Below are 20113 nucleotides of genomic sequence, written 5' to 3'. Positions count from 1 at the left end.
CAGAGCAGGGTACTTGTATTACCGTGAGAAGTGACTGCAGCACCAGGCGAGGAAGTAGCTTTTATTTAAGGCTGTCTGCTGAAGCTGCAGGTCGAAAACTCGATTGGGGGGCATACCTCTTTTCATGACCGTGAATTGTCTGATCACCACCCTTTTGCCATTTGTAAAAGGCTCCAAGAGTGTAGGAGTATGGAATGCTTTCTGCATGGGAAAACGACCATTTAGGTACATTTTCCTTAAAGTATTTCTCCCAGCCATTCGCAGACATCTTCATGGTGCGATCACGGCGTTCACGGAAATGCAGGTAATTTTCGTGCCGCGTCCAGCCATGCATCATGTCACTTGCTTTAATACGGTTTGCATAGGCTTCATCGTTTTCACTGAAGCGCTGAGGCGTAGCAATGGCCGTACGTTTGAAATATTCATCCTGGGTTTCACCCATGCCCAGCCAGCGATTAATCCTGTCAAGGCTTCGACCCAGAGGTCCACCCAGCCATTGAGTTAGCATCTTGTTGTCGTTCATAAAGAAGTCGAAAGTGAGACTCGATGCCAGGGCGAATCCGAGGGTTTGAGCGTAGGTAAAACCGGATAAAAGACCGTGGGCGTATGTTCCGAAGTTGGCTACCGGACCCAGCACCAGACCGGCTGTGGCAGAGGCCAGAGTTTTTACTTTTTGTGGTGTCACCCTGTGCAGCAGGGGTACCTGAACCCCTTGCCCGGAACCCATGGATTTGACTATTTCGGGTACCAGGCGGGACATGCCGCGATACATCTGCAGGTTGGCGTTGTGCTGTCGGGTAAACAGCATGGAGCCGGTTTTCAGCAAAATGACGGAGGAAGCGGCTTTACCCAATGGCATGGCCAACCCACCCAGTTCAGAGATTTGTTCAATTCCACTGTGGTAGGCATATTGACCGGTTCGGTCAAGATCAACACCATAGTGCCCCAACCAATGCTGGAAAGGTATCAGCATCCTGTGGGTGTAATCACCTCTGTTGGTCAGATCCAGAAGATAGAGGAATGCCATGTTTGAGAGGGACAGTTTGGCAGCCTGAAAGGTGCTAAGGACTACCAGCAGGGGTTTGTAGCTGGAGAAGTACCAGGTGACAGCCTGTACCAGACAGGCTGAAGGTTTGACCCAGTAATCATTGAGCTGCTGCTCAACCGCTGCGGCATGAGCCAGCATCACTGTGTCATGGATAGCCTTGATCAGTTCTGATTCAGAGAGTCCGGCAGCATTGGCGTAAGGTGTCAGGGTATCCTGAACGTTGGCCAGAAACGCAACTGTCCTGCGGCCATTGTCAAAGGCAATATCGTCTAGAGCATAATTTGCGATGACAGCAATTGCGTACTCTTTCATGCCGGCAACAGACTCTTTCATACCCGTCGGGCCAGTCACCGCCACAGCTGCTTTTTTATCTTTCAGGTCTAAATTCAGTCGAGATACTTCGTGCTCATGGAAGGTTTTAGTCTTTTCATCGATCTCTCCAGAATCAGGAATCTCCTTTTTTCTGAGATCCAGATTATTTTGTGCAATATTTTCTTCGACCACTGCCTTGGTCAGTTCCGTACTTTCTCTGTCGTGCTCAGCCAGAAGTTTTGCGACCGGAGTGTACTTTTTCCAGGTTAAAGTCAGCTCGCCCTCGACTTCATTGGTTTTGTCACGGCCATAAGCATCTAAATAGGCTTTAAGTGCAGTAGAGAAAGACGATAAATCGTTGCCATTTTCCACCCAGGTGTCCATAGCTTTTATGACAGCTTCGAGTTTTTCAAGCGCCTGACCGATTTCTACAGTGTCAAATTGCTCTTCAGGGGCAGGGGCAGGGGCATCGCCTGCAGGCAGACCCAATGTTCTGGTGCTCTCTTGCTGAAGCTGTTGCTTTTGTTCAGTGATCTGAGCGACCTGCTCATTAAGGTGTTGCCTGATGGCCTGACAACGGATTTCCGGGTCCTTTTCGTTATCCGGGATCAGACCCAGCTGACCTTCAATGTCAGCCAAATGATTCTCAGCTGCCTGTACCCGATCGGCCTGTTCTGCTTTTAGTCGCTCCAGGTGCTGTTGAAGAGACTGATAGCGGTCATTCAGATCGTTTTCATTGTCTGGAGTAATATCGTGTTTGCTTTCAATGGCCGCCAGTTTTTCTTTTAAAGCTTCTTCCCGAGGCTGTCCCGTTGCAGCAACCGATGTTGAGGCCATTGATGCCGCAGCAGTCGATGTTGGTGCAATTGATGTTGGTGCAATTGATGTTGGTGCAATTGATGATGGTGCAATTGATGATGGTGCAATTGATGATGGTGCAATTGATGTTGGTGCAATTGATGATGGTGTAATTGATGCTGCGGAAATCGTTGTTGGGGTAATCGATGTTGCGGCAACCGATGTTGGGGTAATCAATGTTGTGATAACCGGTTGCTTGATTTCATGAATTTTCTGACTGATGAGTCTGGCTTGTTTTTCTGGTGGCTGGGTATCATCCCAGTTATCAATACCAAGTTCTGCTGCTATTTGAATGTTGTAATCTCGCCTGGCTGCTGCTGTTGCTTCAAGAACTTTTTTTTTCAGGATTGGAATTCGATCGACTTCCTCCTGAAGATTCTGAATCCAGTTATTCCGTTCTGCCAGCTCTTTTTCGATCTCAGCGTCCTGCTCCCAGATGTGTTGCTGAATGGTCTGGCAACGGACTTCCAGATCCCTGCCTTCAACCGGGATAAGGCCGAGCTGACCTTCAATGTAAGCCATATTATTCAGGATTATCCGATCGGTTAATTCTTCCGGGAGCACACCTTGCTGACAATCAATGTAAGCCAGATTATTCTGGATTATCCGATCAGTTAGCTCTCTCTTTCGTTGCAGGTGCTGTTTAATGGACTGAAGGATACCCAGATCCTCTTCATTAACCGAAGTAATATCTCGCTTGCGGCCAATGACCTCCGGTTTTGCTTTTTCAGCTTCTTCATCAGGCTGTCTTGTTACGGTAATCCGTTGCTTGATCTCATCAATTTTATCTATGATGAGTCTGGTTTGTTCTTCGGGTGGCCGGGTATCATCCCAGTCATCAATACCAAGCCCTGCTGCCATTTGAGCGTTGCGAACTTTTGTGGCTTCTGCTGCGACATCATCGGCTTTTTTTTCCAGCTCCGGGATTCGTTTGGCATCCTCCCGAAGTTCATAAACCGTGTTTTTGATCACCTCGAACGTTTGACGAAGCTCTTTAAGCCCAGCCTCAAATTTCTCACTGAGTCGTTCTGGTTTCATTTTTTCCTCACCGTTGGCAGCGGCCATTGCCATTGTGCCGTGGCCTAATGTTTTGGCTGTACCGGCGAGTTGCCCGGCGAGTTCGGCCTCTCCTGCCCGCAGCACTTCCGTCGTGCTTGCCATCTCGAGCATCTGTTGGTTAATGTCACCCATAACTTTGGGGGAAAAGGAGGAAAACTTTTTGCCTTCGCCATCAGCAAAGCGCTTCATCGCTGTGTTAATAGAGGATATAAATTTTTGAATATTGTGATTAAAATTATGGCTAATCAGAAGATTTTTAAGTACGGGTTTGAAGCTGAAGTTTTTTATGAGTTGAAACTGCATCCAGATTGGCGTGATGACCAATGAAGCGATTCTGATGTGTCCTGTTGTGAACTCAAATTCATCGGTTCCATCGGCAATAGCACTGTTTAATGCCTGTTGAAAAGACTCATAATAGGTAAGCTCTGACAGGTTATCTTCGTTAAGTTTGGCATCGTAGTTTTCAGCCAACTCTGCAGCCAACTCCTCCAGCAGTGCCATCTGCCTGCTTCTAATAATGTACTGGTAGCTTTTGATCTTGTCTTTTTTAACCTCTGCAGTGAGTTCTTTAACTGTATATTCTTCCCAGATGTCAAGCTGGCTTTTCACAAAAGCAATATCGGTCGGGTTCTGTTTCTGACCACGAAAAACAATTATCTCCTCCGAGGCCTGATCCACTTCCAGCTTTGGATAACCCTCGGGCACAGGATAAGCCTGTGTGTCATCCTCGACGTGGACAACATAGCCAACAGGTCTATGGTACGACAGTAGTTTGTGGAGAACTCTCCGTTGTAGTTTTTCCCCCAGAACATGAACCTGGGCATAGGCAGAGTTGGCTGCTGCTAAAAGAGCTTCATCATTAACAAAGAGCGATTGCCCCAGGCGCTGCAATTCAGGGAGTTGATCGCCCGCAACCACTGGACGCATAAAAGTGCGTCCGTTCACTTCAACTTTTTTTACTCTAATGGTGGCAAGGGCAACATAGTCATCCCTTGCACCAAGGTTTCCCGCTCTTAGTTGGGCACCTTTCAGTGTTGCGGCCAGCTGTTCGGGGCCGGCGACTTTTGTTAACGGATCTATTGGTTGGATGTCACCTGACTGAGCTCGAACGGCGTCAATTGAGTTCTGATCGGTCATCCCTTTTCTGACTTCAATGACCAGTTTTTTTTCTGCAAGATTATGGGTGAACTTGAAGACTCCTTCATCACCTACCTTCAGGACTCTGGTATATTTCTGAGCAACGTCATTCTCGTCTGTTTCAAACAGATCTACACTGGCAACGCCACCCTCTATGCCAGAAAGTACGTCTGTGAAGCCTTCAGAAGGAACGTCATAGCCCGCTCTGACTTCAGTCTGATCAGGGTAGGTGGTTGTAAAGGATTTAGGTATGGGTTGCTGGTCATCACCTAAAGTTGGCTGAACTATGATCTCACTCTGGATAAACTCCACGTGTCCACTGCCCAGAATATCGACAGATTTTGTCTGCAGCCTGCGATCGGCCAACGCCTGTGTACCAAAGATGGAAGAACCGATTGCAACGGCCACAGCAAGGTGCAATGCATTGGGACGAGCATTTGTCATTCTGTTACCTCAGGACTGATTACTTTAATTACCGTGAAAAGTGTTTGCCACATGTGGCAAGGAAGCGACTTTTAATCGCTCGTGGCTGTCGTTTTCCAGAAAGCGACAATGTGTTTCTACCCTCGTCGGGATAAATGGTGGTTTTTAGTTCTTTTAAAAATCTCCGAGTCAGAGCACGAGCTAATCTGCCTCATCGGGATCATAACCTTCCAACTCTCCCTGATCTTCCATTTCATCAAGATTCGGTTCATAGGGAGCCGGTTCCGGAGTACCGGAGTCATCATCATCAAGCATGAACTGTTCAGTGTCGGGTTGATCATCGTCGTCCTCTAGTCCGCTCAAGTCTGCATGGTTCACAGAGGCAAAGCCCAATGCCAATAGAATGGTCAGGAACGAGGCCCCCGAAATTGCAAAAGCCCGGAGCCTTTTGACAGAAAGCCAGTTTATTGGCTCGGGTTTCCCGGGAGCGAAGGAAGCATAAGCCTTGCAATTAAATGTCTCTTTTTCTGAATTGACCCGGGGGGCATTCATTTGAGCTGTTTTTTCAGGAATGGAATACATTGTTTCGTACCTCTTCATAGGGGTGAATCGGTAGCCCAATCAGAGAGAGAAAGCAGTATGAATTTCTTTATACCGGCTTCTTCTTGATGGCTATGAAGTGAGCATCTGCTGGTTTCTGATATCAGAGTTCGTCGCGGGGATTTTTATCGTCTCCCCGATCTTCATCAAGATTGAACGCAAGACCAGCCATTGCTGGATTTACAGCTGCCGGGGATTTCTCAGGCGCTGCAGTGGGTGTCGCGGTTGTTATCGGCACAGGTTCAGAGCTTTCCCTGAATTCATCCAGTATAATGGGTGGAATAACTTCAGTCTTTGTCACCGGAGAAGTCTTCGTGGACTCGGAAAGAAGCGCTTCCACTGAAGTCATCACCGGTGTTTCACGGGGCACTGGCGTGGCACTGCCGGTGGTTGCTTGTTGCCTGGTTGATTCACCGACCTTTTGCCATTCATAGAAGACACCTAAAGTGTAAGAGTAAGGAACACTTTCTGCATGGGAGAATGACCATTTAGGTACATTTTCCCTGAAGTATTTCTCCCAGCCATTCTCAAACATCTTCATGGTGCGATCCCGGCGTTCACGGAAATGCAGATAATTTTCATGACGCGTCCAGCCAGGCATGCTGTTGCTTGCCTTAACACGGTTTACATAATCCTCACCGGTTTCATTGAAGCGTTGTGGCGTGGCAACAGCCGTGCGTTTCACATATTCAGCGTCCGTTTCACCCACACCTCGCCAGCGATTAATCCTGTCAATACCACGCCCCAGAGGACCACCCAGCCATTGAGTGAGCATCTTGTTGTCGTTCATGAAGAAGTCGAAAGCAAGGCTCGATGCCAGAGCGAACCCAAAGGTTTGAGCATAGGTAAATCCTGATAACAGACCCTGGGCGTATGCTCCGGCAGTGGAAATCGGCCCCAGCACGAGGCCGGCTGTGACAGAGGCCAGACCTTTCACTGCTTGTGGTGTCACCCGGTGCAGCAGCGGCACCTGAACGCCTTGTCCGGAACCCATGGATTTTACTATCTCAGGCATCAGGCGATGAATGCTGCGATACCTATGGGGGTTGGCGTTGTACTGTCTGGCAAAGAGCATGGAGCCGGTTCTGAGCAGAATGGCTGAGGAAGTGGCCTTGCCCAATGGCATTGCCAGCCCGCCTACTTCAGAGAATTTTTCAATTTCTCTGTGGTAGGCATATTGCCCGATTCGGTCAAGATCAACACCGTAGCGTTCCAACCAGTGCTGGAAAGGGGTGAGCATCCTGTGCGTGTAATCACCTCTGTTGGTCAGATCCATAAGATAGAGGAACGAAATACTTGAGAGGGCCAGGTCGGCTGCATGCCAGGCAGTGTAGGTCATCAGTAGAGGTTTGTAGCTGGTGTAGTACCAGGTGACAGCCTGAACCAGATAGGCTGAAGGTTTGAGCCAGTATTCATTTAGCTGCTGTTCAACCGCTGCAGCATGTGCCAGCACCAATGTGCTATTGATAATCTTGATCAGCTCTGATTCAGCCAGGCCAGCTGCATTGGCATAAGGTGTCAGGGTATCCTGAACATTGGCCAGGAATGCGGTCGTTTTGCGGCCGTTTTCAAAGGCAATATCGTCAAGAACATAGTTGGCGATAACTGCAGCGGCGTACTCTTTCATGCCGACAACAGACTCTGTCATACCTGTCGGGCCAGCGGCAGTCACAGCCACATTAGCAAAGGCACTCTGCATGAATTCCTCAGCAACCTCATTGTCCAGCCTTTGGACAACAGCTCTGAAGCGGGGCACATTGACTTTGTGCCTGTAGCCAAGAGCGTGTTCAAATTCATCTGCTGGCAGACAGCCATCGATACCTCTGACAGCTTTCATGTAGTTCTCAAGTTCAACCTTGTTGATCAGACCATCACGCAGCAAAGCTATGATCTTGCCACCACTGGCAGAGTGGGCAGCGAAGTATTCCGAGAAGTCTTTCAAGTCCCTTTGCTGGTGTTCGATGCAGTGAATAACCGCTGAGCCTATGCTACGAATTTCGTCGCCGAATTCTTTTGCTCCAATGTTTCTCTCAATCCATGCCCTGGTCGTGAGTGTTTGGATTTCCCTGAGAACATTTCGAGATCGATCTTCTGAAAGCAGGGGGAGCGGGAAAGCTGTTTTCAGGCTTCTGAACATTTCCACAATCTGACCGGCCTGTTGAATCCTCAGTTTGTTTCCGACTTTTGCCCGCAAGCGAATCGGTGCAAATTCATCGTCATAATCGAAACCTATAAAGTCGGGGGGGGTCTTACCGCTATAGGCTGCTGCTTCCTGCAGGCCAATGGCGGCCTGAATAGCTTGTTTTTTGAGAGGGTGTTCCTTCGAGAATTTGTGGATAGCGTCCAGAGCCTTTACCTGTCTCGGCGTGTACTGGAAGGGACCGTCCTCTTCTTCGACGGCTTTCTCTGCAGTCTTCAGGATTTCCTTCCTTCTCTCAATTTTTGCCTTCCCGGCTTTAATCTCGCCTTTGAGACGGGCCTGTTCCTGAATCAGTTGCCGGATCCTGCCGCCGGTGCCGTCGTGCCCGCCAAGTTGTACCTGTTTGTGTCTCAGGGCATTAACCCGGTGTTCACTGGTGTCAGTGGCGTCTGGTTTAAGTCCCACCGTTTTTTCCAAGGGGGCAAGAGACGTTTTATGAAAATCCGTCAGGTCCTCTTCTGCTTTTGATACCTCTTTACTTTTCAGTTTCAGGGCCAAATTCAGCCGCGCTATTTCGTTCTTATGTATGGTTTCAGCCATGTCATCAGTGTTTCTACAACGCTTGATCTCCTCTTTTTTAAGGTCCAGCTTCTGTTGTGCATTCCTCTTTTCAAACCACGCATTGGTCACTTTTAAGTTTTTCCTGTCGTGATCAACCAGAAATTGCCTGACCAGAGAGTTCTTTATCCGGGTTGAAGCCAGTTCACCCAATGATCCACCGAATTTACCGGTCCCGTACAAACCAGGAATTTTTTTGTGCAGATCGACAATAAACTCTTCATGTTCTTCCGTAAAACTGAGGACATTTCCTTTTATCTCAATGTTCCTGTTTGTTTTGGCTCTCAGTTCCTTAACGATGTTATCCCGTTGTTCCTGACTGCATCCCCGCAGGTAATGTTTGACGTTCTCCATTCGTTCTTGAGGGGGCTGTGAGTCACCCGAATCCAGACCCAGATGGGTATGGAATTCTTTCATTGCCCGGTTTATAACCGTTTTTTCTTCATCCGAAAGGTGTTGCTGGCTGGCAAGGCTCCACGCAAATACCAGGTGTTTGTCACCAATCTTATGTAGCTTGCGATGAGCTGAGTCCAGGTCATTCTCGGCTAACTTTATTGCCCATCTGGCCCTGGCAACATCACGATCAAGAACGTATCGGGGTTTAGGTCCCAGACGAGCCATTTGCTTGTCAAGCTCATTTTCAATAGTTGCGATACGCTCATTAACGCCAGACTGACCCGCTTTGAAAACTTCTTCATCCAGCTGATCAAGTTTTGCGCCAATTAGACTCTTTTGTTCGTTTATACTGGCGTGATATCCATAGTTCTCAATGTTAAGTCGATCAGCAATTTGATTGTTACTGATTCTTTTGCCGCCTTCATCGTGATAGATTTCGTTTACTTCTTCTCTTAATGCCTGAATTTTGTCTTTTAGAGCATCCTTCTGGTCAGACAGGTTGTCATCCTGTTCAAACTCTAACTGCAGATCACCGGCCAGTTTAGCCGTGAAAGCTTTGCCTCTTTCTATAGCAGCAGGGTTTTTATGAGGGTTGATCGCCAGCTGGTCTTCTATAGCCAAAAGGTATTCTGCCTGCTTTTCTATGGCTCGCTGATCAGACTCTTCGATTGCAAAGGCAAGACGCTCACGAATTGTGAAGAGTTTGAGATTCGTCTCTGGCAGATCCCCCTTCAGTGCCTCCAGGTCATGTCTGTCCAGCTCACACCAGAGGAGCTCGATCATTTCAACCAGCTTGTAATTTGATATATCACCGCCATCAAGCCTTGTACGAACCCTTTCCAGTCTTGCTGCTTTGTCATCACCTTCATTGCTTTGGAGGTCTAATATTTTTTCCAGGAAATACAGTGATATCAGGGCATTTTCCTCTGACCGCTCTTTGGCTTCTGTGATGAACATCCGTATACCTTCAGAAACAGCCAGACGATGGAAGTATACATCGTCCTCTTTACGGTAAATCACCTCCTGCTCCAGGACTCTTTCCACGGCGCGAAGTGTCCCAAATACTTCAGGCATGGCTCTGGGGTGGCCTGGTGTTCTGATGTCTTCCAGCTCTGTTTGCAGTTCTTTTTCCAACTCTGAAAGCCTTAAGAGCCGGTCTTGTAATGTTGACTGCGGTTTGGCACGATTTTCCAGTGCGGTGTCTTTATTCAGGATTGCCTGATCGGTTAGTTTCAGCATATTCTGCAGGTGCGGTTGAAGGAGCCGATAGCGGGCATCCGGATCGTTTTCATCCTCTGGAGTCATAGCTTGCTTTCTTTCAATGGCCGCTGGTTTTTCCTTTAAAGTTTCTTCCCGAGAATGTAGTGCTGCGGCTCCTGTTGCGATAACCGGTGTTGTGGCAAGAGGCGTTGCGCTAACCGGTGTTGGGGCAATTGATGCTGTTGCAAGAGGCGTTGCGCTAAGCGGTGTAGTGGCAATGGATATTGCGCTAACCGATTGCTTGATTTTATGAATTTTATGGCTGATAAGTCTGGTTTTTTTTTCTAGTGCCTGGGTATCATCCCGATCATCGGTACCTGGTTCTGATGCCCGTCGGGTGTTGTCAGTTTTTCCGACCTCTTCGCCGGTATCACCAGTAACCGGTGTTGGGGCAATTGATGTTGCGGTAACCGGTTGCTTGATTTCTTGAATTTTCTCTCTGATGAGCCTGAATTGTTCTTCGATTGGCTGGGTATCATCCCAGCCATCGATACCAAGCACTGCTGCCAGTTGAGCGTTGTATTTTTGAGTTTTTATTGGAACTGCTGCACGAGCTTCTTTTTTCAGAATTGGAATTCGATCGACTTGCTTCTTAATAAGCTGTAACCATGTTTTGCGTCCATCGTGCTCATCTAGAAAGTTCATAAATTGTTGTTCGATCTCAAGTGACTGCTCCTGAATGCGCTGCTGAAGACCCCGGTGACGGGTTTCAAGGTCATCTTCATTGTCCGGAACCAGGCCGAGCTTGCCTTCACAAAAAGAGAGGTTTTCCCGTATTTCCTGATCGGTTAGTCCTTCGTTTTGTGGCAGTAGCTCTCGCTGTTGAACGAACTCAAGGGTATCCAGATCGTCTCCATTGATCGTAGTCATACTGCGTTTGCCGCCAATAGCGGCCGGTTTTGCTGTTGCAGCTGCTTCATCAGGCTTTCCTGTTGCCGCAACCGATGGTTTCATTTCAGCAATTTTTTTTCTAATAAGTCTGGCTTGTTCTTCGGGTGGCTGAGAATCATCCCAGTCATCAATGGCAAGCTCCGCTGCCAGTTGAGCGTTACGAGCTTTTGTGGCATCTGCTCTGGCATCACGAACTTGTTGTTCCAGCTCTTGAATTCGATCGGTTTCATGCTCAAGTTGATTTTGAACAGGCTGTCGAGCGATCTCGGCTGCCTGCTGCTTAAGGTGCTGGTGAATGGCCTGATGTCGGGCTTCAAGATCATCTTTGTTTTCCGGAACCAGACCAAGATAATTCTCAAAGATAGTCAGCTTTTTCCGTACTTCCGATTTGGGTAGTGTTATTTCATTTTGTTGTAGCCGTTGTTGAATGAACAGAAGGGTGTTCGGATTGTATTGATTGACCGAAGCAATACCGCGCCAGCCACCAATGGCGGCTGGTTCTGCTGTTAGAGCTCCTTCATCAGACTGCCCTGCTGCCGCCATCGATGCGTATATTTCACTAAATTTTTTTACTATGAGTCCGAATTGTTTATCGAGTGGCAGGTTATCATCCCAGTCATCAATACCAAGATTTAATGCTGAAAGAGCGTACTTAGCTTTTCTGCCATTTCTACTGAGAGTATGAACCAGCTTTTTCAGCAATGGAACCAGATCGGCTTTCTTCTGAAGTTTCTCTATCCAGTCTTTCTGTTCATTCTGCTCGAAGTGTTCAGGAATGCTCTGCTGACGGGTTTCCAGCTGGTCTTCATTGGCCGAAATAAGACGACGCTTGTTTCCAATGCCCGCCAGTTGTGCTTTGACCGTTTTTTCATCAGTCTGTTCTGTTACGAAGTCCGGTGGTTTGATTTCCTGAATTTTTTTTCTGATGAGTCTGGCTTGTTGTTCGAGTGGCAGAGTATCGTCCCAGTTATCAATACCAAGTTCTGCTGCCGTTTGAGCGTTGCGATCTTTTGTGGCGTCTGCTCTGGCATCATATACTTGTTCTTCCAGTGGCTGGCTATTGTCCCGGTTATCAATACCAGGCTTTGCTGCCTCTTTAGTGTTGTGTTCTTCTACAATGGCTCTGGCAATACCAACATTTTTTTCCAGCTGCTGAATTCGTTTGGCTTCCTGCTGAAGTTTCTCTAACCAGTTTTTCAGTTCTTCCTGCTCTTGTTGATTCTGACCATGTTGTTTTACGGCCTCAAGTCTCTGCTCCTGAAGGTGCTGTAGAATGGCCTGGTAGCGGGCTTGAAGGTCATCTTCATTGTTCGTAACCAGACCGAGTTGAACTTCAAAGATTGCCAGATTTTTTCGGAATTCCTCACTGTTTTTTTTCAGCTGCTGTTGAACGAATTGCAGGGCACTCAGATTGTCCTCATCCACTGAAGCTATATTGGGCTCGCCACCAATGGCCCCCGGTTCTGCTTTTAAAGCTTCTTCGTAAGACTTTGCTGTTGCAGCGAACGGTCTGTAGATTGCGCGAATTTTTTCTTTAATGAGTCGTTCTTCTATTGGCAGGGCACCTGCTCTGGCATTACGAATTTGTTGCTCCAGGCTGAGAACTCCTTTGACCTCCTGCTGAATTTCTCCTGACGGGTTTTGCAGTTCATCCCTCAATTTACGATTTTCTGCAAGCGCATCCTCAACTTGTCGCTTGAGTTGAAGTGCTCTGAGTTGTTTCTCTACACTGGTAGTGGCCTTCAATGTGAGCTTTAACTGGTCTCTAAGCCGGGTGAGTCTCCTTGCTTCTGTTTGCAGCTCTTCCTGCATGCTTTCTATCTTAACCAGCTGTTTGGAAATGCTGCTGGCAAACTTTCCCTCGACCCCGGGAGCACCGTTGTGGGCCTGGTTGATAGCGGTTACCACTTTCTGAATATCCTGAATAAAGAGCTGATTAGCCAGAAGATCTTTAACTATGGGTTTAAAGCCGAAGTGTTTTTCGAGTTGATTCTGCACCCAGGTTGTCGTCACCCCTGACGAAGCCTGTCTGATGTCTTCTATCGTTAATTCAAAGTCATCGGCTTGATCCGGGCTGGCATTGGTCAACGCCTGCTGGAGAGATTCATAGTATGTAAGCGTAATCAGTTCAGCTCTGCCAACTACAGTATCGTACTGTTCAGCCAACTCCTCCAGCAGTTCCATTTGCCTGTTTCGGATGACGTACTGGTAGCTTTTGACCTTATCTTTTTTTACCTTTGCTGTTACTGGAGTGGGGTTGTTAGCGTCATCTTCTCGCCAGAGGTTGTAGAGGCTTTCCACAAAAGCGATGTCGGCCGGATTTTGTTTCTGAGATCGGAAAACAATAACGCCCCCCCGGACCTCTTCCACTTCCAGCTTTGGATAACCGGCTGGCAAACGATAAGACTGTGATTCGTCCTCAAAATGGAGAACGTAGCCGACGGGTTGATGGTATGACAACAGATCATTCAGGGCTTCCTTTTGTAAGTCTTCCCCCAGAACATGAACCTGGGTATAGGCAGAGGTGGCTGCTGCAAAAAGCGCCTCATCATTAACAAAGAGCGATAGACCCAGGCGCTGAAGCTTAGTAGGCTGATCGCCTGCTGCGATAAGTCGCATGAAGGTGCGCCCTTCTACGTCCACTTCGTCTACTTCAATGGTGGCAAGGGCAACGAAGTTATCAACTTCGCCAAGGTTTCCCGATCTTTCATTGGCGCCTTTCAGTATTGCGGTTAACTGTTCTGGGCCTGCAACTTTCGTTAATGGTTCTAATGGTTGGGTGTCGTCTAATTGAGTTCGAACAGCTGCAATTGAATTCTGATCAGTCATTCCTTCTCTGACTTCAATGAGCAGCTCCTTTTCTGCAAGATTATGGGTGAATCTGAAGACTCCTTCATTGCCAACCTTGAGGACTTTTGTGTATTTTTGGGCAATGTCATTCTCGTCTGTTTCAAACAGATCAATATTGGAAACGCCACCCTCGATGCCGGAAAGAACCTCTGTGAAGCCTTCAGAAGGAACGTCGAAGCCTCCTCTGACCTGAGCCTGATCAGGGTAGGTGGTAGTAAAGGAATTGGGGATTGGCTGCAGGTCATCATCTAACGTTGGCTGAACTATAACCTCGCTACGCGTGAATTCCGCATGTCCATTGTCTGGTATATCGATCGATTTCGTCTGTAGCTTGCGTTCGGCGAGTGCCTGTGTACCAACGATGGAAGAACCGATCGCAACGGCCACTGCAAGGCTTAATGCATTGGGGCGAGTCTTTGTCATTCTACTACCTCAAAGTTGAATGCTTTGATTACCGTGAAAATTGACTGCCAAACCGGGCGAGGGGGGCAACTTTCAATCGCTCATGGCAGTTTCGGTAAGCTGTTGAGAGAATTTAGTTCACAGTGGCTAATCCGGTTAGCTGCTGAGCAAATTTAGTTCACAGTGATAAAAGGCAGTGGCAGTATAATTGAGTGATTTTTCAGGGAAGGAATGCATTAATACCTTTTAGCAGAACTTAATCGACAGACGGGTGTCAAAGAAACCAGTACGTATCGCTTTATACTGGTTTCTTTTGGATGGCTATGAAGGGTTCAGCTGAAGGTTTCACGGCTGCAGTTTTTTTCCAGACGCTGCACTACTTTCGGGAGTTGATGTGGCTTGAAGAGCATTTCTCTTATCATAAAAAGTAGCTGTCTTGCTATCGTCCTGTTGCAATGCATAGAAGGCACCCAGAGTGTAAGAGTAAGGAATGCTTTCTGCGTGGGAGAATGACCATCTAGGCACATTTTCCCTGAAGTATTTCTCCCAGCCATTCTCGAATAGCTTCATGGTGCGATCCCGACGCTCACGGAACTGAAGGTAATTTTCGTGTCGTGTCCAGCCATACAGGGTGCCGTTGGCTTTAACACGGTTTGTATAGTCTTTATCGGTTTCACTGACGCGTTGAGGTGAAGCAACAGTCGTACGTTTCACATAGTTATCTTGCGTTTCACCCACGCCCAGCCAGCGATTAATTTTGTCAAGACTACGGCCCAAAGGTCCACCCAGCCATTGAGTGAGCATCCTGTTGTCGTTCATAAAGAAGTCGTAAGTGAGGCTGGACGCCAGCGCGAATCCGAATGTTTGGGCGTAGGTAAACCCGGATAAAAGACCGTGGGCGTATGTTCCGAAGGTGGCTACCGGGCCCAGCAGCAGACCGGTTGTGGTAGAGGCCAGGGTTTTCACTTTTTGTGGTGTCACCCTGTGCAGCAGCGGTATCTGAACTCCCTGTCCGGAGCCCATGGATTGTACTATTTCCGGCACCAGACGGGAAATGCTGCGATACATCTGCGGGTTGGCGTTGTACTGTCGGGCAAACAGCATAGAGCCGGTTTTCAGCAGAATGACCGAGGAAGCGGCTTTACCCCATGGCATGGCCAGCCCGCCCAATTCGGAGATTTGTTCAATGCCACGGTGATAAGCATATTGCCCGGTTCGATCAGGATCAACACCATAAGATTCCAGCCAGTGCTGGAAAGGTATCAGCATCCGATGCAGGTAATCTCCTCTGCTGGTCAGATCCAGAAGATAGAGGAACGACAGGTTCGAGAGGGATAGCTCAGCAGCCTGCCAGGTGGTGTGGGTAGCCAGCAGAGGTTTGTAGCTGGAGAAGTACCAGGTGACAGCCTGTACCAGAGAGGCTGAAGGCTTGACCCAGTAATCCAGTAGCTGTCGTTCAACCGCTGCGGCATGAGCCTGCATTAATGTGCCATGAACAGTTTCGATCAGGTCTGATTCAGATATTCCGGCAGCACGGGCATAAGGTGCCAGGGTATCCTGAACATTGGCCAGGAATGCTGCTGTCCTGCGACCATTGTCAAAGGCAATATCATCAAGAACGTAGTTGGCGATGACCGCAGCTGCGTACTCTTTCATGCCAGTAACAGACTCTTTCATACCCGTCGGGCCAGTGGCTGTGACAGCTACTGGATCAAAGGCACTTTGCATGAATTCCTCAACAGCCTTGTCGGACAGCATCCGGGCAACCTTCTTGAAGTTGGGTATATGGACGTCGTGTTTGTAGCCGAGGAAGTGTTCAAATTCATCCACAGTCTGATAACCATCGACACCTCTGATGGCCTTCATGTAGTTTCCAAGCTCGATCTTGCTGATCAGTCCTTCCCGCAGCAAAGCAATGATCCTGCCACCACTGACAGAGTGGGCAGCGAAGTATTCCGAAAAGTCTTTCAGGTCCCCTGGTTTATGCTCGACGAAGTGAGTGGCTCTTTTGCCCATGCCGCGTATTCCATCGTCGTATTGTTGAGCCCCGGTTTCTATCTCATTCCTGGCCCTTAGCGCCAGATTCTGGACTTCCTCAATGACATTCTGAGATTGATCTTCTGAATGCCCGAAAGGCAAGCTCGTCTTCAGGCTCTTGAAGACCTCCACCATCCGACTGGCCTGATCAAAGGGCAGATCGTCTCCGACCATTGCCTGCAGGCGAATCGGTGCAAATTCATCGTTAAAATCAAACGTCGCAAGGCCGGGTATTGTTTTACCGTTTTTGACGGCTGATTCTGCCAGGTCCAGTGCGGCATCCAGAGCCTGTTGCCTGAGAGGGTGCTGCTCTGTGAAGGTGTCCATATCGGTCAGAACTTTTGCCTGTCTAGGTGTGAACTGGAAGGGACCGCCGTCATTTTCGACGGCTTCCTCTGCGGCCCTCAGGACTTCCTTCATTCTCTCAATGTTTGCTTTCCTGACTTCAATCTCTCTTTCCAGACGGGCCTGCTCCTGACTCAGTTGCTGAATCCTGCCGCCAGAACCATCATCACCGCCCAGTTTTACCAGCCTGTTTCTCAGGGCATTAACCCGGTGTTCATTGGTGTCAGTGGCGTCTGGTTCAAGACCCATGGTTTTTTCCATGGGGTCAAGAAACGTTTTATGAAAATCGATCAGGTCCTCTTCTGCTTTTGATACCGCTTCACTTCTCTGCTCCAGGGCTGTGTTCAGGCGGGTTATTTCGTTCTTCTGTTCGGTTTCGGCCTTTTCACCGGTGTTTCCAAAACGCTTGATCTCCTCTTTTTTAAGATCAAGGCTCTCTTGTGCGTTCCTCTCTTCAAGCCGTGCATTGGTCAACTCCCTATTTTTCTTGTCGTGAATACGCAGTAGTTGCCTGACCCGAAAGTACTTTTTCCTGACTGAAGGCAGTTCACCCAATAGTTCATCGAATTCATGGGTTTTGTCTTGATCGTGATTATCTCTTCTGCTCCGAATGACAATAAAGTAATCAGCCTCTTCCGGTAAAATTTCGTCATTTTCTTTTATCTGGATGTTGGTATTTGTTTTGCCTACCCGTTGCTCAACGATTAAATCCTGCTTCTCTTTGCTGTGTCCCGACAGGAAATCTTTGACATCCTCCATTATCTCTTGAGGGTGTTGTTCGTTACCTGCATCCAGCGCCAAGTCGGTCTGAGATTCTTTCATTACCTGATTGATTGCTGTGTCGTATTTATCTGAGATATGTCGGAGGTCAGCACGACTCCCGGCAAATAACACGTTTTTGCCACTAAGCCTGTTCAGTTTTCGATGAACATCTGTTAGCTCTGTTTCAGCTTTTTGTATTGCTTGTCTGGCTCTGGCTAGCTCACGATCAAGAACGTATCGGGGTTTGGGTCCCAGGCAGGCCAATTGCCTGTCAAGCTCTGTATCAATGGCTGTGATATGCTCATTAATGCTGACAATACCTGCTTTGGAAACTTCTTCATTCAGCTGTTGGAGTGTTCTTTTAATTAGAAAGTTCTGGTCGTCAATGCTGGCATCATCTTTATAGGCCGCAATGTTGAGTTGAGAAGCCATTTCATTGTTTCTGCGTCTTCTGACATCTTCATCGCCATTGGCTTCGTTTACTTCTGTTATTAATGCCTGAATTTTGTCTCCAACAACATACTTGCTGTTGTACAGGTAGTCATCGTTTTCAATAGTTAATCCCAGCTCATTGGCCAGCTTGGCAACGAAAGCTTTGCCTCTTTCTATAGCCCTATAGTTTATATCGGAGGAGATAAGCAGAACGTGCTCTATCACTTCAAGCAGGTCTTTCTGATGATCAAAGACTCGCGCATCCGTGTTTTCGACATAGTAGGTAAGATACCCTTGAATCTTCCTGAGTTTTGATGCCTTTTTTACGCTCGCTGGTATCATCTTTCCTTTTGAGAGAGCATCTTTTATCGTATTCAGCATGTCTTCTGAGACATTATTGCTGTCAAGTTTTGTACGAACCCTTTCAAGCCTTGCCACTTTGTGATCGTCTTTGTTGACTTGGATTTTGAATATTTCTTCTACTGTTTGCAGTATTTTTAGAGCATCTTCCTCTGCCTGCTGTCTGATTTTTATGATGTATGTCTGAATTTCATCAGAAATGGCTTGACGACGGTGATACACGTCATCAACGCTATCGGGGTCATCCATGTACAGGGTTCTTTCCACGGCGGTCAGTTTCCCAAGCACTCCATCTTTATTGCTATCAAAATTCATGGTGTTTAAATGACTGGCAATGGTTGCATGGTGTGCTTTGACTTCTGCTTCTCTTTCAGCGTTAAGGGCTTTTGTGACATCTGTTCTGATAGTACGAACTTGTGTTTCCAGCTCCGGGATTCGTTGAGCATCCAGCAGAAGTTTCAGTTCCATATTTTCCAGGTATTCCAGTTCGACATGAATCTTTACAAGCTCATCCTTAACTTCCCAATAGCGTTGTTGCAGCTCACCCAGCTTTTCCTTGCGACTGGGACTGGCTACTCCGATTCTGGACTTTAAGTAGTCATGAAGTCCTAAGAGGTCACTTTCTTTTGCATACAGCTTGTCCAGTTTTTTAAGCAGCTGTCTGTTCATGTCTCCTATGACTCTGGCAGCAAACTTTTTGTCCTTCTCATGATGACCGGTTTGCACCTGGCTGTCATGGTTGTTAATGGGTATAACATTCTGAATATCCTGGACAAAATGCGGGTTAATCAGAAGATTTCTGAATACGGGTTTGAAATTGAAGTGTTCTATGAGTTGAGAATGCAGCCATTCTGGCGTGATGACCGACGAAGCAACCCTGATGTGTTCCAGGGTGAATTCAAATTCAGGGACCTGAATCGAACGAGCTGGAGCATTACTGGCCAACGCCTGCTGGAGATATTCATAGTGAGCAAGTGCATCTATTGCCAGTTTATCTTCGTTTGTGAGCGTCGTCGGTTGATCTTCGTGAACGACAGCATCGTGCCGCGCAACATACTCCTCAAGTATTGCCATCTGCCTGCTTCGAATGACGTGCTGGTAGTTTTTGACCTTATGTTTTTCAACCTTTGCTAACACTGCAGGGACGGGGTTATTACCCTCAACTTCTTCCCAGAGGTAATAGAGGTTAGAGAGCTTTTCTACAAAGGCTATATCATTCGGACTCAGCCTCTGACCATGGAAAACAATCTCTTTCCCCGAAGCTTCTGCTACTTCAAGTTTTGGATAACCCGCAGGCACAGGATAAAACTTTGTGTCATCGTCGACGTGTACAACGTAACCGACGGGTTTGCTGTGGGCCATGAGTTCATTAAGAGCCTGCTGTTGTAAGTCCTCTCCCAGGACATGAACCTGGATATAGGCAGAGGTGGCTGCTGCCAGAAGAGCCTCCTCATTGATAAAGAGTGATTGACCCAGACGCTGCAGTTCAGGGGGCTGATCCCCCGAAGCGATAAGACGCATGAAAGTACGTCCATCCACTTCAACTTTTTCTACTTCAAGGGTGGCAAGGGCAATAAAGTGATCATTGGCGCCCAGCTTTCCTTTTCTGTCGTAGACAGCTGCCAGTAACTCATCCAGTTGCTGGGGGGCGGCGATTTTCGTCAATGGTTCTAATGGCTTCTCGTCATGAAATGCACGAAAAGCATTAATTGAATCCTCATCGGTCATTCCGGCTCTGACTTCAATGAACAGTTTCGTTTCTTCAAGGTTATGGGTGAACCTGAAGACTTCCTCATCATCTAACTTCAGGACTTTGGTGTATTTTTGAGCAACGCCATTGTCGCCTGTTTGAAACAGGTCAACACTGGAAACTTTGCCACCAACATTAGAAATTCTTTGTGTAAAGCTTGCAGAGGGAAGGTGATAGTAGTGTTCTCTGTCGATAGTATAAGGGTAGGTGGTTGTAAAGGAGTTGGGTATTGGCTGCTGGTCAGGACCTGGAGTTGGTCGAATCATAACGTCACTGTGGGGAAACTCCTCATGTCCACTGGCCTGAATATGGATAGATTTGGTATGCAGCCATCGATTAGCCAGTGCCTGTGTGCCAGTGAAGGACGAGCCGATCACAGCGATTACAGCAAGGCTTAAAGCATTGGGGCAAGCATTTGTCATTCTACTTCCTC

At 47.7% G+C, this 20113-nt stretch carries 4 protein-coding genes; all 4 read right to left on the bottom strand.

The window, feature by feature from the left end; translation table 11 throughout:
• Window positions 1-61: 61 nt before the first annotated feature.
• Window positions 62-4858, bottom strand: coding sequence for a hypothetical protein (locus tag ACOJUN_RS25355; RefSeq protein ID WP_422134609.1), 4797 nt, complete (start codon window positions 4856-4858; stop codon window positions 62-64).
• A 180-nt stretch (window positions 4859-5038) separates the two neighbouring features.
• Window positions 5039-5419 carry a hypothetical protein gene (locus ACOJUN_RS25350; protein WP_422134608.1) on the bottom strand — a complete coding sequence of 127 codons (381 nt, stop codon included), beginning with the start codon at window positions 5417-5419 and terminating at the stop codon, window positions 5039-5041.
• 121 nt (window positions 5420-5540) lie between these two features.
• Complete coding sequence (locus ACOJUN_RS25345; protein ID WP_422134607.1) at window positions 5541-14015, bottom strand: hypothetical protein; 8475 nt, start codon at window positions 14013-14015, stop codon at window positions 5541-5543.
• Between the two features lie 324 nt (window positions 14016-14339).
• A complete protein-coding gene (locus tag ACOJUN_RS25340) occupies window positions 14340-20102 on the bottom strand; it encodes a hypothetical protein (RefSeq protein WP_422134606.1) in 5763 nt (1920 codons plus the stop codon).
• Window positions 20103-20113: the final 11 nt, after the last annotated feature.

It is taken from the genome of Endozoicomonas sp. ALD040 (assembly GCF_049275945.1).
GTDB lineage: Bacteria > Pseudomonadota > Gammaproteobacteria > Pseudomonadales > Endozoicomonadaceae > Endozoicomonas_A.
This window is presented reverse-complemented; position numbering and strand designations above follow the sequence as displayed.